The following is a 20,881-nucleotide window of genomic DNA, read 5'->3' as shown; positions in this document are numbered from 1 at the left end:
GTGGTCCACCGCGCCCTGGTGAGCGCCGAGCCGGTGGACGAGGCGTGGGTGCGGCGGCTCACGGCCCTGCTGCTCGGCGGCCTGACGGCGGCGGCGGAACTGTAGCCGGCGAGCGGTGGACACGTAGCCGTGGACGGGCGGCCGCGGTCACGCGGCCGCGGCCACCGACGACGACGCCCCCGCACGACCGGCAGGTCGTAGGGGGGCGTCTTGGCCGGATGCGCGCGGCCGTCGCGCGCGGCCGGTCGCGCACGGGGGGTTCCGTACGGCTAGAAGCCGGCCGGCTCGACGTACACGCCCCACTCGTCGCGGAGCACGTCGCAGATCTCGCCGAGGGTGGCCTCCGCCCGTACGGCGTCGAGCATCGGCGGGATCATGTTGGAGCCGTCCCGGGCCGCGGCCAGCATCGCGTCCAGGGACGCGCGGACCTTCGCCTCGTCGCGGCGGCCCTTGCGCTCGCCGAGCACCCGGACCTGCTCCCACTCGACCTCGTGGCTGACCCGCAGGATCTCCAGGTCGCCGGTGACCGAGCCGTGGTGCACGTTGACGCCGACGACCCGCTTCTCGCCCTTCTCCAGCGCCTGCTGGTAGCGGAAGGCGGACTCGGCGATCTCGCCGGTGAACCAGCCGTCCTCGATGCCGCGGAGGATGCCCGAGGTGATCGGCCCGATCGGGTGCTTGCCGTCGGGGTGCGCCCGCAGCCCGCGCTCCTTGATCTGGTCGAAGATCTTCTCGGCGTCCGCCTCGATCCGGTCGGTCAGCTGCTCGATGTACCAGGAACCGCCCAGCGGGTCGGCCACGTTGGCCACACCGGTCTCCTCCATCAGCACCTGCTGCGTGCGCAGGGCGATCTCGGCGGCCTGCTCGCTGGGGAGCGCGAGGGTCTCGTCGAGGGCGTTGGTGTGCAGGGAGTTGGTGCCGCCGAGCACGGCCGCGAGGGCCTCGACCGCGGTGCGCACGACGTTGTTGTACGGCTGCTGGGCGGTGAGCGAGACACCGGCGGTCTGGGTGTGGAAGCGGAGCCACTGCGCCTTGTCGGTCTTCGCGCCGTAGACCTCCTTCATCCAGCGGGCCCAGATCCGGCGGGCGGCGCGGAACTTGGCGATCTCCTCGAAGAAGTCGAGGTGCGCGTCGAAGAAGAAGGAGAGGCCGGGCGCGAAGACGTCCACGTCGAGGCCGCGGGAGAGGCCGAGTTCGACGTAGCCGAAGCCGTCGGCGAGGGTGTAGGCGAGTTCCTGCGCGGCCGTCGCCCCGGCCTCGCGGATGTGGTAGCCGGAGACGGAGAGCGGCTTGTACGCGGGGATGCCGGCCGCGCAGTGCTCCATCAGGTCGCCGATCAGACGCAGGTGCGGCTCGGGCGGGAAGAGCCACTCCTTCTGCGCGATGTACTCCTTGAAGATGTCGGTCTGGAGCGTGCCGTTGAGCACGGCCGGGTCGACGCCCTGGCGCTCGGCCGCGACCAGGTACATGCAGAAGACGGGCACGGCGGGCCCGGAGATGGTCATGGAGGTCGTGACGTCGCCGAGCGGGATGTCCTTGAACAGGACCTCCATGTCGGCGGCGGAGTCGATGGCGACGCCGCAGTGGCCGACCTCGCCGAGGGAGCGCGGGTCGTCGGAGTCGCGGCCCATGAGGGTGGGCATGTCGAAGGCGACCGAGAGCCCGCCGCCGCCGGCGGCGAGGATCATCTTGTAGCGCTCGTTGGTCTGCTCGGCGTTGCCGAAGCCGGCGAACTGGCGGATGGTCCAGGTCCGGCCGCGGTAGCCGGTCGGGTGCAGGCCACGGGTGAAGGGGTACTCACCGGGCCAGCCGATGCGCTCGAACCCCTCGTAGGTGTCGCCCGGCCGGGGCCCGTAGACCGGTTCGACCTGGTCCCCGGAGAGCGTGGTGAAGTCGGCGTCGCGCTTGCGGGCCTTGTCGTAACGGGCCTGCCAGCGACGGCGGCCTTCCTCGATGGCGTCAGCGTCCATGCTTCGAATTTACTAGGACGTCCTAGTAAATGTCGATGGCAAACCTCCGCACATGCGTGCGGAGGTGCGTCGTGAGCCTCGGCTCAGGCCTCGGCGGGAGCCGGCTGCGCGCCGCTGACCAGCGGAAGCGTGTCGCGGACGACCTTGCGCTCGACGAAGAAGGCGGCGAAGGGAATCGTCCCGGACAGCAGCACCCACAGGAGCCGCCCGAACGGCCACTTCGCCTTGGAGCCCAGGTCGAAGGCGAAGATCAGGTAGATGATGTAGAGGACCCCGTGAGCCTGGGAGACCGCGAACGTCACGTCCTCGCCGGTGTCGAAGCCGTACTTGAAGACCATGCACGTGCAGAGCACGAGCAGCATGACGGCGGTCACGTACGCCATGACGCGGTAGCGGGTCAGCACGCTGGATTTCATGCCGTCGAGCGTAACCGCACGTTCCGGGCGATCTTCGCGCGGGTCAGGACTCCTCGAAGTCGTGCGCCGCGACCCGCAGCGGCCGGAGCATCGCGAAGATCTCGGCGCATTCCTCGGCGTCGTAGGCGCCGAGCCCGAAGTCCATCTCCATCAGGTCGCGGGTGGCCGCCTCGACGACCTCACGCCCCTTCTCGGTGATCGAGGCGAGCGTCCCGCGACCGTCGTTCGGGTTGGGCCGCTTGTCGACCAGACCCGACTTCACCAGGCGGTCGACGGTGTTGGTCACCGAGGTGGGGTGCACCATGAGCCGCTCGCCGATCTTGGACATCGGCAGCTCGCCGGCCTTGGAGAAGGTGAGCAGCACCAGTGCCTCGTAGCGGGCGAAGGTCAGCCCGTACGGCTTGACCACGGCGTCGACCTCGGCCAGCAGGATCTGGTGGGCCCGCATGATCGAGGTGATCGCGGCCATGGAGGGGACCGGGCCCCAGCGCTTCTGCCAGAGCTCGTCGGCGCGGGCGATGGGGTCGAAGGGGAGACTCAGCGGCTTCGGCACGCCTCGACCTTACCCACTGGTCATATGGCGGTCAGCCGCGTCTCGCCTTTCGGTCGCCCGGACCTCCAGGACCAGCAGGACCGCGCCGAGCGTGCCGAGGATCCCGGCGCCGGCGACGACGGTGTGCACGGCGGCGAACTCGGCGGCGAGTCCGGCCGCGGCCATCCCGACGCCCTGCGCGGTCATCATGCCGGCGGACATCAGCGTCATCGCCCGGCCCCGCCGGTCACCGGGGACGGCGGCGACGAACCAGGCGTCGAGGCCGAGGGTGTACGCGGCGGTGGCGCCGGCCAGGAAGAGCGCGGCGGCGGCGAGGGCGGCGCCGGGCGCGAGCGCGTAGAGGAGGAAGGGCAGCGTGCCGGTGACGGCGAGCGGGATCACGATCCGGGAGCGGACGGCGGGGCCCAGGACGGACCCGGCGAGCAGCTCGCCCGCGATCGTGCCGACGGGCAGCGCGCACATGAGCAGGCCGAGGGCGGCGGTGGAGAGGCCGGTCTCGTCGGCGTAGGGCGCGGCGAGCGCCTCGGGGACGACGGCGAACATCGGCGGCACCCAGAACATCAGCAGGAGCGCGCGGATCCGCCGGTCGCGCAGCAGGCCCCAGGTGGCGCGGAACCCCTCACGCCCGCCTTCGGCGGCGCGGGCGGGCCGGCGGGCGGTGCCGAGGCGGAGGAGCAGCGCGGAGAGCAGGAAGGTGGCGGCGGTGACGAGCAGCGCGCCGCGCGGCGGCACGACGGTGAGCAGGACGCCGCCGACGGCGAAGCCGGTGAGCAGCGCGCTCTGCGAGACGATCCGCAGCAGCGACCGGCCGAGGACGAAGAGGTCGCCCTCGCCGAGGACGTCGGCGAGGGTCGCGGTCCGCGTGCCCTGGAAGACGGGTGCGACGACGGCGACGGCGCACCGGAGCGCGAGCAGCGCGGCGACGGGTGTGAGGGGCACGGCCATGAGGGCGACGCAGCCGGCGCAGAGCAGGTCGCAGGCGACGAGCACCCGCCGTGGCGGGACCCGGTCGGCGAGCCCGGCGAGCACGGTGCCGCCGAAGAGGTAGGGCAGGAAGCCGAGCGCGAAGGTGAGCGAGGAGAGCAGCGGCGAGCGGGTGAGGTGGTAGACGAGGACGGTGAGGGCGAGTTCGCTGACGACGACGCCGAGCAGCGAGCAGAGGTGGGCGGCGAACACGAAGCGGAACTCGCGGACGGCGAAGACGGCGCGGTAGCCGATGGCGGGCGGTTCGGGGGCGAGCCTGGGCGGTTCGGCGGCTGGGCCGGGCGGTTCGGGGGCGGGGCCGGGCGGTTCGGGGGCGGGGCCGGGCAGGGGCGCCGTCTCGGGCGGCCGGGTGTCGTTCGTGGGCATGGACGCAGGGTGCGGGCGGGCCGCGGTCGCGCCCTAGACTTTCGGCTCAGGCCGAATCCTGGCCGTCCGCCCGCCTCCGGAGGCCCCGTGCCGTACCACCTGCACTTCGGTGAGGCCGATCCGCTGCGCATCCGGTTCGCGATCTCGCCCCTGTGGGAGACGCAGTCGGCGGTGCGGGTGCTCGCGCGGCCGGGGCAGCAGAAGTACCACCTGCCGTGGTTGCGGCGGATCGCCAAGGCGGCGCGGGGGCTCGACCTCGCGCCGCTGCAGCTCCTGATGCCGTTGCGCGGGCACAGCCCGGACTGTCTGTATCCCCCGCCGCTGCGGCCCTCCGGCGACTTCGCCGAGGAGATCGCGGCCGTACGGGCGACGGACCCGGCCGTCGCCGCCGCGGACTTCGCGCGGGCGCTGGCGGACACGCCGGGGGCGGCCGGGAGCGCGGAGGGCCGGCGGATCCTGGCGGATCCGGCGGCCTCGCTCGCGCGGCTCGCGGACCTTCTGGAGCGGGCCTGGGCGGTGCTGGTCGAGCCGGAGTGGCCGCGGCTGCGGGCGCTCCTGGAGGCGGACGTCGCCTATCACTCGCGGCGGCTGGCCGAGGGCGGTCTGGAGCGGCTGCTCGACGAGCTGCACCCGGCCTTCGGCTGGTCGGAGGAGACGGGCACGCTCGTCGTGGACTACCGCGGCGAGCACGTCCGCGCGCTGGACGGCCAGGGGCTCGTCCTGCTGCCGTCGGTGTTCATCTGGCCGGAGGTGGTGAGCGGTTTCGATCCTCCCTGGCAGCCGACCGTCGCCTATCCGGCGCGGGGCATCGGCGGGCTGTGGACGGAGCCCCGTGAGCGGACGCCGGACGCGCTGGCCCGGCTGCTCGGCCGGGCGCGGGCGGACGTGCTGTGCGCGCTGGACGAGCCGGCGGGCACCTCGGCGCTCGCGCACCGGCTCGGGCTCGCGCCGTCGTCGGTGTCGGCGCATCTGTCGGTGCTGCGGGCGGCCGGGCTGCTGACCTCCCGGCGTTACGGGCACCAGGTGCTGTACGAGCGGACGCCGCTGGGCATCGCGCTGGCGGTGTCGCAGCAGGACGACGACTGACCGTTATGTCACGATGGCCCGGCCTGTGCCGTATCGCGTGACTCGGCGCCGCAGGCCGTACCCGTACGCAGCCCGTAACCCGTAGCCCGTAGCCGACCCTGGGGGCCGGATGTCCCGTCGCCGTCGTTCCCTCGCCACCGCCGCCCTCGCCGCCGCGCTGCTGCTCACGGGGTGCGGCACGGACGGCGACGGGCCGCCCTCCCCCGTCGGGCCGCCCTCGGGGCGCGGCGAGGCCGCGCCGCCCACCGGCGGCTCGCCGTTCTGGGTGGACCCGGAGAGCGACGCGGCCCGGCAGGTGAAGGAGTACGAGGCCCAGGGCCGCACGGAAGACGCCAGGGTCCTGCGGCGGATCTCGGAGCGGCCGGTGGCCGAATGGCCGGCCGGCGACAACCCCGTGCCGGACGTGACCCGGGCGGTCGACGGCGCGGCGCGGGACGGGCGCACGGTCGTCCTCGTCGCGTACAACATCCCGCACCGCGACTGCGGCATGTACTCGGCGGGCGGCGCGCACGACGCCCAGGCCTACCGCCAGTGGGTGGACTCCTTCGCCTCCGCCATCGGCGACGCGCCCGCGGTCGTGGTCCTGGAGCCGGACGCGGTGCCGCACGTCGTGGACGGCTGCACCCCGGGCGAGTACCACGAGGAGCGGCTCCGGCTGCTCTCCGAGGCGGTGCAGCGGTTCAAGCGGCAGCCGCGCACCCGGGTCTATCTCGACGCGGGCAACCCGGCCTGGATCGACGACCCGAACAAGCTGGTGGAGCCGCTGCGCCGGGCGGGCGTCGCCCGCGCCGACGGCTTCGCGCTGAACGTCTCCAACTTCCAGACCAACGACGTCGTCCGCGGCTTCGGCGCCGGTCTGTCCCGGCTGCTGGACGGCGCCCACTTCACCGTGGACACCAGCCGCAACGGCGACGGCCCCCTCCCGGGCGACCGGGAGGAGGCCTGGTGCAATCCGCCGGGCCGGGCGCTCGGCGTGCCGCCGACCGACCGGACCGGGGACGAGCTGGTCGACGCCTATCTGTGGATCAAGCGGCCCGGCGACTCGGACGGCCCCTGCCGGGGCGGCCCGGCCGCCGGCACCTGGTGGCCCGACTACGCCCTGGGCCTGGCCCGGCGGGCCAGGTCCTGACCCGGGCCGGTCGCGCGCCTCACGACACCTGGATCCACTTCGCCTCGGACGGGATGCCGTCCTGGTCGGTCACGAACAGCATGTACCAGCCGGGCGGCACCAGCGTCTTCTCCTTGGGCGCCTCCACGGTGACGGTCGTCCCGTCCGCGCCCTTCCGCAGGCCCAGCTCGACCGAGCGCTGTTCGACGTCGGTGGTGTGCGTGACGGCGCTGGGCCGCATCAGCCGGGCCTTGGCGATCCGGGCCGCGTCCTTGGTCTTGAAGGTGGCGCGGCCGTTCTGGTCGAGTTCCCGCGGGCCCTCGCCGAGCACCGGCCGGTTGGCGCCGCCGCGGTGCAGGCTGGGCGGGGTGAAGACCTCGATGCGCTGTTCGAAGGTGCCGAGCTTGGTGTTGTCGGCGTCGTCGAAGAGCGGGTCGGAGCCGAAGGTGGCGACCCGTCCGTCGGGCAGCAGCAGCGCCTCGGAGTGGTAGTTGCGGCCGACGGTGGGCGCGGCGGCCTCGTTGAAGGTGTTGGACCTCGGGTCGTAGAACTGGGCCTTGAGGATGTCGCTGCCGCCGCGGCCGCGGTAGTCGCCCGAGCCGCCGCTGGTGAAGACGGTGTCGTCGGGCATGAGCACGCTGCTGAGGTAGCGGGTGCCCTGCGGCAGCGCCGGCCCGTCGCTGAAGACGGGGCTGTCCTTGGACAGGTCGATGATCGAGGTGCGGGCGGTGGAGGCGGGCGACTCGCCGACCCCTCCGCCGCCGAGGACCATGACCTTCTGGTCCTGCACGGGCGGCAGCATCAGGGAGGCGGAGGTCTCCAGCTGGTCGGGGTCGGTGAGTCCGCCCAGCCGGGTGAAGGAGTTCTTCTTCAGGTCCCACAGGCCGGGCTCGCGGCCCTTCTCGGCCGGGCCGTAGCCGGCGTTGGAGCCGGTGTAGAGGAGCTTGCCGCCCTTGGTGAGGAAGAGCGCCGGGTAGGTGGGGAAGTAGCGGAACGGGCCCTTGGACCACTTCTTGGTCTTCGGGTCGTAGATCTCGTTGTCGCCGGGCACGACGTCGCCGACGTCGTTGAGCCCGGACACGGCGAGCACCCTGCCGTCGTCGAGGGTGACGAGCGTCGGGTACCAGCGGGCGTCCTTCATGGGCGCGACCGGGATGTAGCGCTCGGCCTTCGGGTCGAACTCGTACGCGGCCTTGATGCCCTGGAAGTCCTGCTTCTCGGTGGTGAGTTTCTGCGCGAGCCCGTAGACGTTGTCGGCGTCCTCGCCCTTGAGGCCGACGACCTCGTACTGCGCGGCCTCGGTGGTGAGCGCCTGCGGGCCCTCCTTCCTCGCCTCGACGAAGACCCGGGCCTCGGCGGCGGTGACCTTCGTCTTCCACGGCTTCATCTGGCCGCTCTTGAAGTACGAGATCTCGAACTCGCGCTTGGCCTTGGGCACGGTGACGTCGAACTTCGACACGTACTCGACGCCGGACGGCGAGCGGAAGACGGTGCCCTTCCTGAGGGTGACCGCCTTGTCGGGGCTCTCGTTCTTGACCCGCATGCCGCCGCCGGCCTTCCTGACCTCGCCGTCGAGGACCTCGTAGCGGGCGGTGCCGCCGGCCACGAGGAGGCGGCCGTCGGGCAGCTGGGTGTGGCCGGAGCAGAAGAAGTCCTCCGGTGTCGGAACCGACTTGAAGGTGTTCTTCACCGGGTCCCAGAGGATCGTCTCGAAGGTGCCGGAGTCGAACTTCTTCTGGTCGTTGCCGGATCCGGCGATGAGCAGCACCTTGCCGGTGTGCAGCAGGGCGGCGTGGATGGCGTTGACGCGGTACTGCTCGGGCACGTCGACCACGCCCCAGGAGCCGTACTTCCGCATGTACCCGGGCTGGGCGATCTTGTACGCGTGGTACTTCTCGGTGGCGAAGGAGACGGCGGCCGGGGCGTTGAGGGCCGCGAGCACGAGCACGGCGCCGCTGCCGAGCAGGGTCTTCTTGAACTGCTGGGACGGCCGGTAGGCCATGGCTCAGTTCCCTCCGGTCGTCGTGGGCGCGGTCGCCGTGGTGGGCGTCGGCCCGGTCGTGGCGGGGGTGGCGACGACGGTGACGCCGGCGGCGGCGTGGGCCCGGCCGCGGGCGCGGGCCCGGGCCCGGGCGGCGGCGCGGATCCGCAGCCGGCGCCGGTCGCGCAGCTCGCCGAGGGCCCACACGGCGACCGGGGCGAGCGCGATGACCAGGGCGAGCACCGCCCAGGTGCGCATGGCGGCGTGGGTGTGGCCGAGGCGGACGGAGGCGACGAGGGAGGCGACGAGGACCGCCGCCCAGTAGAGGTGGATGCGGAAGGTGAGGAGCCGGTCGGGGCTGGACTCGCCGCCCTTGGGGGTGACGACGAAGCGGCCGCGGGTGCGCAGGAGCGCGGAGCCGAGGGACTTGAGGTAGATCGGCGCGGACAGCGCGGACATCGCCATGCCGGCGAGTCCGCCGGAGCCCTCGGGTTCGTGGGGCGAGACGTTGTGGCGGCGGTTCCAGAGGTAGAGGCCGATCTGGAGGGCGACGGCGTCGCTGTAGATCATCAGCCAGACCGAGGAGGAGACCTGGGTGCCGGAGGCGCCGAGCCACAGGAAGAGGACGCAGGAGAGGATGCCGAGGAACCAGTTGACGGCCGTCATCGGGTAGTAGACGAGCATCAGCGTGTAGTTGAGGAGCCGCCCGGGCGGGGTGCGGAAGGGCGCCTTCCAGTACTGCTTGAGCAGCGTCTCGTAGGTGCCGCGCGACCAGCGCAGCTGCTGGGTGAAGAAGTCCGTCCAGGAGGCGGGGCCCTCGCCCACCGCGAGGACGTCGGGGGTGTAGACGGAGCGCCAGAAGCGGCCGGTGCGCGGGTTCTTCCGCCGGTGCAGCTCGAAGCCGGTGGCCATGTCCTCGGTGATGGAGTCGTACAGTCCGCCGATCTGCCGGAGGGCGGTGATGCGGACGACGTTGTTGGTGCCGACGAACATGGGGGCGCGGTAGCGGTTGCCGGCCCGCTGGATGAGCGCGTGGAAGAGGAACTGCTGCGACTCGGCGGCCTTGGTGACGGCCGAGGTGTAGTTGCCGTAGACCTGCGGGCCGACGACGAAGGCGACATCGGGGTCGCGGAAGTAGCCGAGCATGCGCTCCAGGAAGTTCGGCAGCGGCACGTGGTCGGTGTCCACGGAGGCGAAGAAGTCGTAGGCGTCGCCGTGCATGGCGAGCCAGGCGTTGTAGTTGCCGTGCTTGGTGCGGGCCTTGTGGACACCCTTCTTGCGGTTCCACTCGGGGACGCCCGCGCGGGTGAAGTGCCGGACGCCGAGCTGCTCGCACAGCGCCTTGGCGCCGGGGTCGTCGCCCTCGTCGAGCAGCCACACGTCGAGCGGCCCGTCGTGGCGCAGCCGTACGGCGCCTTCGAGGGTGGCCCGGACCATGGAGAGCGGTTCCTTGCCGGGCACGTAGGTGGTGAGGAAGGCGACCCGGGTGCCGGGCTCGGGGCGCACGGGTATGGGGTCGCGGGCGACGAGGGTGGCGTGGGCGATCGAGGTGACGTTGACCAGCATGAAGAAGCAGATGAGCCCGATCGACACGAGCATCACGGTGTCGTACGGGACCCGCCAGGCGTCGTCGCCCTCGCGGACGGTCCAGTGGCTCGGCCAGACGAGGTAGACCAGGAGCAGCGCCGAGAGCAGCGGCGCGAGCCCCATGAGGACGACGGCTCGTATTCGGTGCGGTTCCTTCGAGAGCAGACTCCGGTACTGCACCCGGTAGGTGCCCCCCGCCCGGTCCGGTTCCGTGAGGGGACCGGCGAGTCGGCTGTAGGTGTCGTAGTCGTAGCCTCGCGGCCGCACGGTGCCTCCAGCTGTCGTCGAACCTGTCGATAGCCCCACGAAAGGGGACATTCATCGGCGTGTCGACTGGGAAGCGTCCGAGTGAGGGTATTTCACGAAAGGCGGACCGCTGGGCGCAACGGGTGACGGCCCGGTTCCGCCGTCCGGCCCTACGGAGCCTCAGCCCTCCCGCCCGTCACCGGAGTCGGTCGCCCGCCCGAAGCCGTCGACGAAGGCGGTCAGCAGCCGCGCGAACGCGAGCCGGTCGGCGTCCGGCCAGTCGGCCATCGCCCTGGCGAAGACCCGCTGCCGGAAGCGGTGGGTGCGGTCGACCTGCTCCTGGCCCTCGGCGGTGAGCGCGAGCAGCGCGCGCCGGGCGTCGGAGGGGTCGGGCCGGCGGCTGACCCAGCCCTCCTCGACGGCGCGCAGGACGAGCCGGCTGGCCCGCGGCTGGTCCACGCCGAGCGCGGCGGCGACGTCGGTGACCGAGCAGCTCCCGCCCCGGCCCTCGACGGCGTCGAGGACGCCGAAGAGCGTGGGGTCGACCGCCCGGCCGCCCTCGGGCGGCGCGAGGCGGCCGAGCGAGCGGCGGGTCTGACTGCGGCGGATGGCGACCATGGCCCGCTCGACGGCGACCAGGGCTTCCCGCTGCTCCTTTTCCTGCATGCGCTCCTCCGGCATGCATGCTAGTTTACAACTGTTGTAAAACTACATGCATCGGGGGATGCCACATGATCAGGGAAGACGTCCGTACGCAGCGCCCGTTCGGCTACTGGCTGAAGCACATCGACGGCGCGATCGAGGCGGCCATGGCCCGCCTGTTCGCGGCCGACGGTCTCGCCCGCCGGCACTGGCAGGTCCTGCACACGCTCGCGTACGGACCCGCCACGCCCGCCGAGCTCGACACGGCCGTCGCGCCGTTCCTGTCCGCCGGCGAGCCGACCGTACGCCCGTACGTCGACGACCTCGCCGGGCGCGGCTGGGCCAGCCGCGCCGAGGACGGCACCGTGGCGCTGACCGAGAAGGGCCGCGGGGCGCACCGGCGGATCGCCGAACAGGTCGGCGCCCTGCGGGCCCGGGTGACGGAGAGCCTGTCGCCCGAGGAGTACGGGACGCTCGTGGGTCTCCTCCAGCGCGTCGCCGCCCACCTGGACACGGAAGAGCCCCGCACCGCCCGGGGGGGGGTGGGGGTCCCCCCAGAAACGAGCGCGGGCCGGCTCAGCCGGCCAGGTGGCGCTCCACGGTGTCGACCTTGGCGGTCAGCCCGTCCGTGACACCGGGCCGGATGTCGGCCTTCAGGACGACGGAGACGCGCGGCGCCCGCGCCTCCACGGCGGCGACGGCGCGCTTCACGACGTCCATCACCTCGTCCCACTCACCCTCGATCGAGGTGAACATGGCGTCCGTACGGTTCGGCAGGCCCGACTCCCGGACGACGCGTACCGCGTCGGCGACGTACTCGCCGACTTCCTCGCCCACGCCCAGCGGGGTCACGGAGAAGGCGACGATCACGCGTTCACCACGCCTTCGCGGCGGGCGCGGGAGGCGATGACCGCCGCCTCGGCCTCGCGCTTGAGCTTGCGCTCCGCGAAGAAGCCGCCGAGGGGCAGCACGGAGAGGACGAAGTAGACCGCCGCCGTCTTGAAGGACCACTTGGTGCGGTTCCAGGCGTCCAGCCAGAAGAGCACGTACAGGATGAAGAGGATGCCGTGGATCGCGCCCATCACCGGCACCGCGTTGAAGTCCGTCGTCCGCTTCAGCACCGAGCAGACCAGGAGCAGCAGGAACGACACGGCCTCCGGCGCGGAGACGAGCCGGAGCCGGTGCAGGGAGGAAGCGGTCTTGATGTCCACGGGAGGGGTCACCTTCGTTCGGATCTTGTGAACGGATGCACAAGGGCCGTTCCATTGTGCACGTCGACTTTGCTGTCTCTTTATCCGGGGGCCCAGTACCTTCCCTTCGTGGCAACGTTCCGACTCCAAGGCAGCAAAGTGCTCGCCGTGACCATGACCGGCGACGCCGTGAAGGCGAAGAACGGCTCGATGGTCGCCTACGACGGCCAGATGGCCTTCAAGAAGATGTCCGGCGGCGGTGAGGGCCTGCGCGGCATGGTCACCCGCAGGCTGACCGGTGAGCAGATGGAGGTGATGGAGGTCCGCGGTCAGGGAACCTGCTGGTTCGCCGACCGGGCCTCCGAGATCAACCTCGTCCAGCTCCACGGCGACAAGCTGTACGTCGAGGCGAGCAACCTGCTCTGTACCGACGCCGGCCTGCGCACCGGCACGACCTTCACCGGACTGCGCGGCGGCGCGACCGGCAACGGCCTGTTCACGACGACGGTCGAGGGCACCGGCCAGGCCGCGATCATGTCCGACGGCCCCGCGGTCGTGCTCCGGGTGACCCCGCAGTACCCGCTGTCCGTCGACCCCGGCGCGTACATCGCCCACCAGGGCAACCTCCAGCAGCACTTCCAGTCGGGCGTGACCTTCCGCACCTTCATGGGCGAGGGCGGCGGCGAGGCCTTCCAGATCCGCTTCGAGGGCGACGGGCTCGTGTACGTCCAGCCCAGCGAGCGGAACACGATCGGAGGCGACGTCTGATGCCGTTCCGGGAGATCAACTCCAAGATGGTCGAGGCCACGGTGATCCCGGGGCAGCGGCTGTTCAGCCAGCGGGGCGCGATGCTGGCGTACCGCGGCGACGTCACTTTCACGCCGAACATCGCCGGCGGCCAGGGCGGCCTGATGTCGATGATCGGGCGCCGGGTGGCCGGTGAGGCGACCCCGCTGATGACCGTCGAGGGCAGCGGCACGGTGATGTTCGGGCACGGCGGGCACCACATCCAGGTGATCGCGCTGACCGGTGACACCCTCTACGTGGAGGCCGACCGGCTGCTCGCCTTCGACGGCACCCTGGAGCAGGGCACCATGTTCATGGGCTCGCAGGGCGGCGTCATGGGCATGGTCCGCGGCCAGGTGACCGGCCAGGGCCTGTTCACCACCACGCTCAAGGGCCACGGCTCGGTGGCCGTGATGGCGCACGGCGGGGTCATCGAGCTGCCGATCACGCCGGGCCGGCCGGTGCACGTCGACCCGCAGGCGTACGTGGCGCACCACGGGGACGTGCGCAACAAGCTGTCGACCGCGCTGGGCTGGCGGGACATGGTGGGCCGCGGCTCGGGCGAGGCGTTCCAGCTGGAGCTGAGCGGCAGCGGTGCGGTGTACGTGCAGGCGTCGGAGGAGAAGCTGTGAACACCTTTATGGCCGGGGGCCCCACGGTGCTCGACCCGCATTCCCTGCCGAGCGACGACAACGTCAACCCGTACACCTTCTGCGTGGAGCTCAAGGGCTCCCAGTGGTTCCTGCAGAAGGGCAAGATGATCGCCTACTACGGGCAGATCGAGTTCAACGGCATCGGCCACGGCCGGCTCGACCGGCTGGTGCGGACGTCCTTCCACTCGCCGTTGCACGCGAGCGACTGGGTGGTGGCGGAGGGCAGCGGCAAGATGCTGCTCGCCGACCGGGCCTTCGACGTGAACTCGTACGACCTGGACGAGGGCAACCTGACGATCCGTTCGGGAAATCTGCTCGCGTACCAGCCGTCGCTGGCGCTGAAGCAGTCGATCGTGCCGGGCTTCGTCACGCTGATCGGCACCGGCAAGTTCGTCGCCGCCTCGAACGGTCCGGTGGTCTTCATGGAGCCGCCGCTGCGGGTGGATCCGCAGGCGCTGGTGGGCTGGGCCGACTGCCCGTCGCCCTGCCACCACTACGACCACGGGTACCTGACGGGCGTGATGGGCGGCGTGCGGGCCCTGACGGGAATCGGCGGCAGCTCGGGCGAGGAGCACCAGTTCGAGTTCGTCGGAGCGGGTACCGTACTGCTCCAGTCGACGGAGCTGCTGATGCCCGAACGGGCGATCGGCGAGCCGGGGGCGCAGCCTGGTGTGCCGGGCGGTCACGCAGGGGCGGGAGCGCACGGATCCGGCCAGGGGCCGCTGGGTTCGGTACCGCGCCTTCCCGGACAGCTCGGCGACCTGCAGCGTCGCTTCGGTTTGTGAGCGGTAGTCTGCGGAGCGTGACGCGTCGAACACACTCCCAGAACTCGTCCAGTATTCAACTTCTTTAGGTAGAATCCACACATGGAGACCGAGACGGCCACCCCCTGGCTCACCGACGCCGAGCAGTGCGCCTGGCGCACCTACCTGGACGTCAACAGAATGCTGATGTACCAGCTGGAGAAGGACCTCCAGCCCTTCGGCCTGACGATCAACGACTACGAGATCCTGGTGAACCTCTCGGAGTCGGCCGACCGGCGTCTGCGGATGAGCGACCTGGCGGCCGCCACCCTGCAGTCCAAGAGCCGGCTCTCCCACCAGATCACCAGGATGGAGAACGCCGGGCTCGTCCGCCGCGAGAACTGCGAGTCCGACCGGCGCGGGCTGTACGCGGTGCTGACCGACGAGGGCATGACCACCATGCACAAGGTCGCCCCGCACCACGTCGAGTCGGTGCGCAAGCACTTCATCGACCAGCTCAGCCCGGACGCGCTCGGCGACCTCCACGAGTCGCTGAAGCCGATCGCCGAGGAGCTGCGCGGCCGCCGCGGCAAGCCGTAACGGCGGCGGCGCGACGCGGACGTACGGGAAGGGCCCGGCACCTGGAAGCAGGTGCCGGGCCCTTGCGCGTCCGGAGGGCTCAGTGGCCCGTCAGGCTCGCGATCAGCTCGTCGGAGGCCGCGTACGGGTCGAGCTCTCCCGCCGTGATGCGCTCCGCGAGCGCGTCGAGCCGGCGGTCGCCGTGCAGGTCGCCGATCCGCTCGCGCAGCGCCGTGACCGCGATCGTCTCGACCTCACGGGCGGCGCGGGCCCGGCGGCGCTCCGCCAGGACGCCGTGCTCCTCCATCCAGGCGCGGTGCTTCTCCAGGGCCTCCACGACCTCGTCGACGCCCTCGCCGCGCGCCGCGACCGTCTTCACGATCGGCGGGCGCCAGTCGCCGGGGGCGCGGGCCTCGCCGAGGCCCAGCATGTGGTTGAGCTCGCGGGCGGTGGCGTCGGCGCCGTCCCGGTCGGCCTTGTTGACCACGTACACGTCGCCGATCTCCAGGATGCCCGCCTTCGCGGCCTGGATGCCGTCGCCCATGCCCGGCGCGAGCAGCACCACCGAGGTGTCGGCCTGGGAGGCGATCTCCACCTCGGACTGGCCGACGCCGACGGTCTCCACGAGGATCACCTCGCACCCCGCCGCGTCCAGGACGCGGATGGCCTGCGGGGCGGACCAGGCGAGACCGCCGAGGTGGCCGCGGGTGGCCATGGAGCGGATGTAGACGCCCGGGTCGGAGGCGTGCTCCGACATCCGCACCCGGTCGCCCAGGAGCGCGCCGCCGCTGAACGGCGAGGAGGGGTCGACGGCCAGGACGCCGACCCGCTTGCCGGCCCGGCGGTACGCGGAGACCAGCGCCGAGGTCGAGGTGGACTTCCCGACGCCGGGCGAACCCGTCAGGCCCACCACGTAGGCGTTGCCGGTCAGCGGGGCGAGCGCCGCCATCACCTCGCGCAGCTGCGGGGACGCCCCCTCCACGAGCGAGATCAGCCGGGCCACGGCGCGCGGCCGGCCCTCCCGTGCCTGGTCGACCAGAGCGGGGACGTCCACCATGTGCAGCTGCTCCTTGCTGGTTGGGCCGGGTGCTTACTTGCCGGGGACCCTGATGATCAGGGCGTCGCCCTGGCCGCCGCCGCCGCACAGGGCCGCCGCGCCGACGCCGCCGCCGCGCCGCTTGAGCTCCAGGGCGAGGTGCAGCACCACGCGGGCGCCGGACATGCCGATGGGGTGGCCGAGCGCGATGGCGCCGCCGTTGACGTTCACCTTTTCGGGGGTGACGCCGAGGTCCTTCATCGACTGGTGGGCGACCGCGGCGAAGGCCTCGTTGATCTCGATGAGGTCGAGGTCGGAGACCTCCAGGCCCTCCTTGCCGAGGGCGTGGCGGATGGCGTTGGACGGCTGCGACTGCAGCGAGTTGTCCGGGCCGGCCACGTTGCCGTGGGCGCCGATCTCGGCGATCCACTCCAGGCCGAGCTCCTCCGCCTTGGCCTTGCTCATCACGACCACGGCGGCGGCGCCGTCGGAGATCTGCGAGGAGGTGCCGGCGGTGATGGTGCCGTCCTTGGCGAAGGCCGGGCGCAGCTTGCCGAGGGACTCGACGGTGGTCTCGGCGCGGATGCCCTCGTCCTGGGAGAAGACGACCGGCTCGCCCTTGCGCTGCGGGATCTCGACCGGGGTGATCTCGGCCTCGAAGACGCCGTTCTTCTGGGCGGCGGCGGCGCGCTGGTGCGACAGGGCGGCGATCTCGTCCTGGACCTCGCGCGGGATGCCCAGGCGGGTGTTGTGCTTCTCGGTGGACTCGCCCATCGCGATGCCCTCGAAGGAGTCGGTGAGGCCGTCGTACGCCATGGCGTCGAGCATCTCGATGGCGCCGTACTTGTAGCCCTCGCGGGACTTCGGCAGCAGGTGCGGGGCGTTCGTCATGGACTCCTGGCCGCCGGCCACGATCACGTCGAACTCGCCGGCGCGGATCAGCTGGTCGGCCAGCGCGATGGCGTCCAGACCCGACAGACACACCTTGTTGATGGTGAGGGCGGGGACGTGCATCGGGATGCCGGCCTTGACGGCGGCCTGGCGGGCGGGGATCTGTCCGGCGCCCGCCTGGAGCACCTGGCCCATGATCACGTACTGCACCTGGTCGCCGCCGATGCCGGCCCGGTCGAGGGCGGCCTTGATGGCGAAGCCGCCCAGGTCGGCGCCCGAGAAGGACTTGAGCGAGCCGAGCAGGCGACCCATGGGCGTGCGGGCGCCCGCGACGATCACTGAGGTGGTACCGGTCGTTCCAGACATGAGGCACGGCCCCTAGGGATGAGGAGTGAACGAGGGTTTACCTTCAATGTACTGAGCGGTGCGTCGCCCGGTCACCGGCCCGCCGGTGTGATCGCGCGCACGTTGCGTAACCACCGCCGGGGCGCTGCACTGGACGCATGCTGACGCGTATCGACCACATCGGGATCGCCTGCCGGAACCTCGACGAGACCGTCGAGTTCTACCGGGCGACGTACGGCTTCGAGGTGTTCCACGAGGAGGTCAACGAGGAGCAGGGCGTCCGCGAGGCGATGCTCAGGATCAACGAGACCTCCGACGGCGGGGCCTCCTACCTCCAGCTCCTGGAGCCCACCCGCGAGGACTCGGCCGTGGGCAAGTGGCTCGCGAAGAACGGCGAGGGCGTGCACCACATCGCCTTCGGCACCGCGGACGTGGACGGGGACGCCGAGGCCATCCGTTCCAAGGGCGTCCGGGTCCTCTACGACGAGCCGCGGATCGGCTCCATGGGCTCCCGCATCACCTTCCTCCACCCCAAGGACTGCCACGGCGTCCTGACGGAACTCGTCACCTCGGCGAAGCCCTCGGCTGACCACTCCTCAGCGGAGCACTGACCTCCGGATTCCCGGCCCGGTAGAGTGGGCCACTCCGGGCCGGGGCCGGTCGGGGCCGAGTACGTGCGGCACCGAAGTCGGGATGTCGGGGTCGTCCGATCTGCCACGATTCCCCGGGGGGCCGTTCTGTCCGGTGAACGGTGCTCGTTGGAGTTGCGAGCAGGGTTGGGGTCTCCCCTGCTCGAAGAGCTCGGGGAAGGATGGACCGCGCAGTGCGGGGCTACGAACGCCAGGAGAGCCACCGAGCTGAAGACGACCATCTTTCGCGGTTCGAAGCCGAGATGGACCGGCTGAAGAAGGAGCGAGAGAAGGCCGTCCAGCACGCCGAGGACCTCGGGTACCAGGTCGAGGTGTTGCGCGCCAAGCTCCACGAGGCGCGCCGGACCATCGCGTCCCGGCCCGCGTACGACAGCGCGGACATCGGCTACCAGGCCGAACAGATGCTGCGCAACGCGCAGATGCAGGCCGAGCAGCTGCGCCAGGACGCCGAGCGCGAGCTGCGCGAGGCCCGCGCCCAGACCCAGCGCATCCTCCAGGAGCACGCCGAGCAGCAGGCCCGCCTGCAGGCCGAGCTGCACGCCGAGGCCGTGCAGCGGCGCCAGCAGCTCGACCAGGAGCTGAACGAGCGCCGGCAGACCGTCGAGTCGCACGTCAACGAGAACGTGGCGTGGGCCGAACAGCTGCGCGCCCGCACCGAGTCCCAGGCCCGGCGCCTGATGGAGGAGTCCCGCGCCGAGGCCGAGCAGTCGCTGGCCGCCGCCCGCGCCGAGGCCGCCCGGATCGCCGAGGAGACCCGCCGCCGGGTGGGTTCCGAGGCGGAGGCGGCCCGGGCCGAGGCGGAAGCGATTCTGCTGCGTGCCCGCAAGGACGCCGAGCGCCTGCTCTCCGCCGCGTCCAGCCAGGCCGAGGAGGCCACCAGCCACGCCGAGCGGCTGCGCTCCTCCGCCACCGCCGAGACCGACCAGGCCCGCCGTGAGGCCGCCGAGCTGTCCCGTACCGCCGAGGTGCGCGTCCAGGAGGCCGAGCTCCGGCTGCGCGAGGCCCGGGTGGAGGCCGAACGCACCCTCTCCGAGGCCAAGGAGGCCGCGGCCAAGCAGCTCGCGACCGCCGAGTCCGTCAACGAGCAGCGCACCCGTACGGCCAAGACGGAGATCGCGCGCCTCGTCGGCGAGGCCACCAAGGAGGCCGAGGCCCTCAAGGAGCAGGCCGAGGAGAAGCTCCGCGAGGCCACCGCCGAGGCCGAGAAGCTGGTCTCGGAGGCTGCCGAGAAGGCCCGTACGGTCGCCGCCGAGGACTCCGCCGCCGCGCTCGCCAAGGCCGCCCGCAGCGCCGAGGAGATCCTGACCAAGGCCTCCGAGAACGCCCAGGAGACCACCCGGAAGGCCGCCGAGGAGGCCGAGCGGATCCGCCGCGAGGCCGAGGCCGAGGCCGACCGGCTGCGTTCGCAGGCCGAGGAGCAGGCCGACGAGCTGCTCGGCTCGGCGAAGGACGACACCAAGGAGTACCGCGCCAAGACGGTCGAGCTGCAGGAGGAGGCGCGCCGGCTGCGCGGCGAGGCCGAGCAGCTGCGCGCCGAGGCCATCGCCGAGGGCGAGCGGATCCGCGGCGAGGCCCGGCGCGAGGCCGTGGGGCAGATCGAGGAAGCGGCGAAGACCGCCGAGGAGCTGCTCACCAAGGCCCGCAAGGACGCCGACGAGCTGCGGACGAGCGCGGGCGCCGAGAGCGAGCGGGTCCGCGGCGAGGCCATGGAGCGGGCGCAGACCCTGCGCACCCAGGCCGAGGAGACGCTGGAGCGCACCCGGGCCGAGGCCGAGCGGATGCGCGCCGAGGCCGAGGAGCAGGCGGAGTCGGTCAAGGAGGCCGCGGAGGCCGCCGCCGTGGCGCTGCGCGAGGAGGCCGAGCGGGCCGCCGCGGCCCGGCAGGCGGAGGCCGCCGACGAGCTGGCCCGGCTGCACGCCGAGGCCGAGGCCAAGCTGGCGTCGGCCGGCGAGGAACTGACGGACGCGCGCGCCGAGGGCGAGCGGATCCGGCGCGAGGCCGCGGAGGAGACCGAGCGGCTGCGCACCGAGTCCGCCGAGCGGATCCGTACCCTCCAGGCGCAGGCCGAGCAGGAGGCCGAGCGGCTGCGCACGGAGGCGGCGGCGGACGCGTCCACCGCCCGTTACGAGGCGGAGGCCGCGGCCACCGCCGTGCGCGAGGAGGCCGACGCCGAGGCCGAGCGGCTGAAGTCGGAGGCCCAGGAGACCGCGGACCGGCTGCGCGCCGAGGCCGCCGCCGCCGCCGAGCGGGTCGCCGCCGAGGCCGCGGAGGCGCTGGCCGCCGCCCAGGAGGAGGCCAACCGGCGCCGCCGCGAGGCCGAGGAGACGCTGGACTCGGCCCGTACCGAGGCCGGCCGCGAGCGGGAACTGGCCCGCGAGCAGAGCGAGGAGCTGCTCGCCTCCGCCCGCAAGCGGGTCGAGGAGGCACAGGCCGAGGCGCACCGTCTGGTCGAGGAGGCGGACGCCCGCGCGACCGAGATGGTGTCGGCCGCCGAGACCACCGCGCAGGAGGTGCGGGACTCGGTCTCGGGCCTGCGCGAGACGGCCGAGGAGGAGATCGCCGGGCTGCGCAGCGCGGCCGAGCACGCGGCCGAGCGCACGAGGACCGAGGCGCAGGAGGAGGCGGACCGGGTCCGCGCCGACGCGTACGAGGAGCGGGAGCGGGCCACCGAGGACGCCAACCGCATCCGTGAGCGCGCCCAGGAGGAGTCCGACGCGGCGAAGGCGCTGGCCGAGCGGACGGTCACGGACGCCCTCGCCGAGGCGGAGAAGCTGCGGTCGGACACCGCGGAGTACGCCCAGCGGGTACGCACCGAGGCGACGGACGCACTGGCCTCGGCCGAGCAGGACGCGGCCCGCACGCGCGCCGACGCCCGCGAGGACGCCAACCGGATCCGTTCGGAGGCGGCGGCGCAGGGCGAGAAGGTCGTCGGCGACGCGAGGGCGGAGGCCGAGCGGATCGCCGAGGAGGCGGCGCGGGTCCTCGACGAGGCACGCGAGGCCGCCGACAAGCGCCGCGCGGACGCCGCCGAGCAGGCGGACACGCTCGTCGGCGAGGCGCGCGCGGAGG

20 protein-coding genes and 1 pseudogene are annotated in these 20,881 nt (G+C 72.4%); 10 read left to right on the top strand and 11 right to left on the bottom strand.

The window, feature by feature from the left end; genetic code table 11:
* Nucleotides 1-105 (top strand): annotated as a pseudogene (locus ACFWJO_RS24450) (TetR family transcriptional regulator); the annotation flags it as partial.
* Nucleotides 106-269: 164 nt separating this feature from the next.
* Here ACFWJO_RS24450 and ACFWJO_RS24445 read toward each other — a convergent pair.
* The 4 genes from ACFWJO_RS24445 to ACFWJO_RS24430 all read right to left on the bottom strand — a co-directional run bounded on the left by ACFWJO_RS24445 (nt 270) and on the right by ACFWJO_RS24430 (nt 4,289).
* Entirely contained in the window at nt 270-1,970 is a 1,701-nt protein-coding gene (locus ACFWJO_RS24445) for a methylmalonyl-CoA mutase (RefSeq protein ID WP_386868285.1), read from the bottom strand.
* Nucleotides 1,971-2,053: 83 nt separating this feature from the next.
* Nucleotides 2,054-2,386, bottom strand: coding sequence for a DUF3817 domain-containing protein (locus tag ACFWJO_RS24440; protein WP_386868283.1), 333 nt, complete (start codon nt 2,384-2,386; stop codon nt 2,054-2,056).
* Nucleotides 2,387-2,429: 43 nt separating this feature from the next.
* Complete coding sequence (locus ACFWJO_RS24435; protein WP_386868281.1) at nt 2,430-2,939, bottom strand: MarR family winged helix-turn-helix transcriptional regulator; 510 nt, start codon at nt 2,937-2,939, stop codon at nt 2,430-2,432.
* 9 nt (nt 2,940-2,948) lie between these two features.
* Complete coding sequence (locus ACFWJO_RS24430) at nt 2,949-4,289, bottom strand: MFS transporter (protein WP_386868279.1); 1,341 nt, start codon at nt 4,287-4,289, stop codon at nt 2,949-2,951.
* Nucleotides 4,290-4,376: 87 nt separating this feature from the next.
* Here ACFWJO_RS24430 and ACFWJO_RS24425 point away from each other — a divergent pair, with 87 nt between their 5' ends.
* Entirely contained in the window at nt 4,377-5,375 is a 999-nt protein-coding gene (locus ACFWJO_RS24425) for a DUF5937 family protein (RefSeq protein WP_386868277.1), read from the top strand.
* A gap of 109 nt (nt 5,376-5,484) precedes the next feature.
* Entirely contained in the window at nt 5,485-6,504 is a 1,020-nt protein-coding gene (locus ACFWJO_RS24420; protein ID WP_386868275.1) for a glycoside hydrolase family 6 protein, read from the top strand.
* Between the two features lie 19 nt (nt 6,505-6,523).
* On the opposite strand, the gene ACFWJO_RS24415 is transcribed toward ACFWJO_RS24420, so the two are convergent.
* The 3 genes from ACFWJO_RS24415 to ACFWJO_RS24405 all read right to left on the bottom strand — a co-directional run bounded on the left by ACFWJO_RS24415 (nt 6,524) and on the right by ACFWJO_RS24405 (nt 10,978).
* Nucleotides 6,524-8,485 carry a galactose oxidase-like domain-containing protein gene (locus ACFWJO_RS24415; protein WP_386868273.1) on the bottom strand — a complete coding sequence of 654 codons (1,962 nt, stop codon included), beginning with the start codon at nt 8,483-8,485 and terminating at the stop codon, nt 6,524-6,526.
* Nucleotides 8,486-8,488: 3 nt separating this feature from the next.
* The gene (locus ACFWJO_RS24410; RefSeq protein WP_386868271.1) at nt 8,489-10,369 is read right to left on the bottom strand and encodes a glycosyltransferase family 2 protein; all 1,881 of its coding nucleotides are present in this window, start codon (nt 10,367-10,369) and stop codon (nt 8,489-8,491) included.
* A gap of 108 nt (nt 10,370-10,477) precedes the next feature.
* Nucleotides 10,478-10,978 (bottom strand): MarR family winged helix-turn-helix transcriptional regulator, encoded by a 501-nt coding sequence (locus tag ACFWJO_RS24405; protein WP_386868269.1) that lies wholly within the window; start codon nt 10,976-10,978, stop codon nt 10,478-10,480.
* Nucleotides 10,979-11,028: 50 nt separating this feature from the next.
* On the opposite strand from ACFWJO_RS24405, the gene ACFWJO_RS24400 reads away from it, so the two are divergent.
* The gene (locus ACFWJO_RS24400) at nt 11,029-11,571 is read left to right on the top strand and encodes a MarR family winged helix-turn-helix transcriptional regulator (protein WP_386868267.1); all 543 of its coding nucleotides are present in this window, start codon (nt 11,029-11,031) and stop codon (nt 11,569-11,571) included.
* Here ACFWJO_RS24400 and ACFWJO_RS24395 read toward each other — a convergent pair.
* On the bottom strand, nt 11,516-11,809 hold the full coding sequence (locus ACFWJO_RS24395) for an MTH1187 family thiamine-binding protein (protein WP_384413570.1): 294 nt from the start codon (nt 11,807-11,809) through the stop codon (nt 11,516-11,518). The two genes, ACFWJO_RS24400 and ACFWJO_RS24395, sit on opposite strands and share 56 nt — an antisense overlap.
* Entirely contained in the window at nt 11,806-12,150 is a 345-nt protein-coding gene (locus tag ACFWJO_RS24390) for a DUF3817 domain-containing protein (RefSeq protein ID WP_386868265.1), read from the bottom strand. Before ACFWJO_RS24390 ends, ACFWJO_RS24395 begins: the two co-directional genes overlap by 4 nt.
* A 108-nt stretch (nt 12,151-12,258) precedes the next feature.
* On the opposite strand from ACFWJO_RS24390, the gene ACFWJO_RS24385 reads away from it, so the two are divergent.
* From ACFWJO_RS24385 to ACFWJO_RS24370, 4 genes are all read left to right on the top strand, one after another.
* Nucleotides 12,259-12,897 carry an AIM24 family protein gene (locus ACFWJO_RS24385; protein WP_352076234.1) on the top strand — a complete coding sequence of 213 codons (639 nt, stop codon included), beginning with the start codon at nt 12,259-12,261 and terminating at the stop codon, nt 12,895-12,897.
* On the top strand, nt 12,897-13,547 hold the full coding sequence (locus ACFWJO_RS24380) for an AIM24 family protein (RefSeq protein WP_384413576.1): 651 nt from the start codon (nt 12,897-12,899) through the stop codon (nt 13,545-13,547). The genes ACFWJO_RS24385 and ACFWJO_RS24380 overlap by 1 nt, the downstream gene beginning before the upstream one ends.
* A gap of 8 nt (nt 13,548-13,555) precedes the next feature.
* Nucleotides 13,556-14,353 (top strand): AIM24 family protein, encoded by a 798-nt coding sequence (locus ACFWJO_RS24375; protein WP_386868409.1) that lies wholly within the window; start codon nt 13,556-13,558, stop codon nt 14,351-14,353.
* A gap of 81 nt (nt 14,354-14,434) precedes the next feature.
* Nucleotides 14,435-14,911: a MarR family winged helix-turn-helix transcriptional regulator gene (locus ACFWJO_RS24370; RefSeq protein WP_384413579.1), complete on the top strand. Its 477-nt coding sequence runs from the start codon at nt 14,435-14,437 to the stop codon at nt 14,909-14,911.
* Nucleotides 14,912-14,990: 79 nt separating this feature from the next.
* On the opposite strand, the gene meaB is transcribed toward ACFWJO_RS24370, so the two are convergent.
* Together meaB and ACFWJO_RS24360 are read right to left on the bottom strand one after the other, a co-directional pair.
* On the bottom strand, nt 14,991-15,947 hold the full coding sequence (gene meaB, locus ACFWJO_RS24365) for a methylmalonyl Co-A mutase-associated GTPase MeaB (RefSeq protein WP_384413581.1): 957 nt from the start codon (nt 15,945-15,947) through the stop codon (nt 14,991-14,993).
* Between the two features lie 33 nt (nt 15,948-15,980).
* Nucleotides 15,981-17,183, bottom strand: a complete 1,203-nt coding sequence (locus ACFWJO_RS24360; protein WP_386868262.1) for an acetyl-CoA C-acetyltransferase — start codon at nt 17,181-17,183, stop codon at nt 15,981-15,983.
* 137 nt (nt 17,184-17,320) lie between these two features.
* Between ACFWJO_RS24360 and mce the strand changes: the two genes are divergently transcribed.
* Complete coding sequence (gene mce / locus ACFWJO_RS24355) at nt 17,321-17,773, top strand: methylmalonyl-CoA epimerase (protein WP_386868260.1); 453 nt, start codon at nt 17,321-17,323, stop codon at nt 17,771-17,773.
* A gap of 212 nt (nt 17,774-17,985) precedes the next feature.
* Nucleotides 17,986-20,881: polarized growth protein Scy (gene scy / locus ACFWJO_RS24350; protein ID WP_386868407.1), on the top strand; the 2,896-nt coding region annotated here is incomplete at its 3' end.

Origin of the sequence: Streptomyces sp. NPDC127092 (genome assembly GCF_042722475.1) — a bacterium.
Classification (GTDB): Bacteria; Actinomycetota; Actinomycetes; order Streptomycetales; family Streptomycetaceae; genus Streptomyces.
This window is presented reverse-complemented; position numbering and strand designations above follow the sequence as displayed.

Excerpts from the sequence above, each read along its gene's own strand:
- ACFWJO_RS24445 (WP_386868285.1), bottom strand. The coding sequence starts at position 1,970 with ATGGACGCTGACGCCATCGAGGAAGGCCGCCGTCGCTGGCAGGCCCGT.
- ACFWJO_RS24440 (WP_386868283.1), bottom strand. The coding sequence starts at position 2,386 with ATGAAATCCAGCGTGCTGACCCGCTACCGCGTCATGGCGTACGTGACC.
- ACFWJO_RS24430 (WP_386868279.1), bottom strand. The coding sequence starts at position 4,289 with ATGCCCACGAACGACACCCGGCCGCCCGAGACGGCGCCCCTGCCCGGC.
- ACFWJO_RS24420 (WP_386868275.1), top strand. The coding sequence starts at position 5,485 with ATGTCCCGTCGCCGTCGTTCCCTCGCCACCGCCGCCCTCGCCGCCGCG.
- ACFWJO_RS24415 (WP_386868273.1), bottom strand. The coding sequence starts at position 8,485 with ATGGCCTACCGGCCGTCCCAGCAGTTCAAGAAGACCCTGCTCGGCAGC.
- ACFWJO_RS24410 (WP_386868271.1), bottom strand. The coding sequence starts at position 10,369 with ATGTCCCCTTTCGTGGGGCTATCGACAGGTTCGACGACAGCTGGAGGC.
- ACFWJO_RS24405 (WP_386868269.1), bottom strand. The coding sequence starts at position 10,978 with ATGCCGGAGGAGCGCATGCAGGAAAAGGAGCAGCGGGAAGCCCTGGTC.
- ACFWJO_RS24400 (WP_386868267.1), top strand. The coding sequence starts at position 11,029 with ATGATCAGGGAAGACGTCCGTACGCAGCGCCCGTTCGGCTACTGGCTG.
- ACFWJO_RS24380 (WP_384413576.1), top strand. The coding sequence starts at position 12,897 with ATGCCGTTCCGGGAGATCAACTCCAAGATGGTCGAGGCCACGGTGATC.
- ACFWJO_RS24375 (WP_386868409.1), top strand. The coding sequence starts at position 13,556 with ATGGCCGGGGGCCCCACGGTGCTCGACCCGCATTCCCTGCCGAGCGAC.
- ACFWJO_RS24370 (WP_384413579.1), top strand. The coding sequence starts at position 14,435 with ATGGAGACCGAGACGGCCACCCCCTGGCTCACCGACGCCGAGCAGTGC.
- meaB (WP_384413581.1), bottom strand. The coding sequence starts at position 15,947 with ATGGTGGACGTCCCCGCTCTGGTCGACCAGGCACGGGAGGGCCGGCCG.
- ACFWJO_RS24360 (WP_386868262.1), bottom strand. The coding sequence starts at position 17,183 with ATGTCTGGAACGACCGGTACCACCTCAGTGATCGTCGCGGGCGCCCGC.
- mce (WP_386868260.1), top strand. The coding sequence starts at position 17,321 with ATGCTGACGCGTATCGACCACATCGGGATCGCCTGCCGGAACCTCGAC.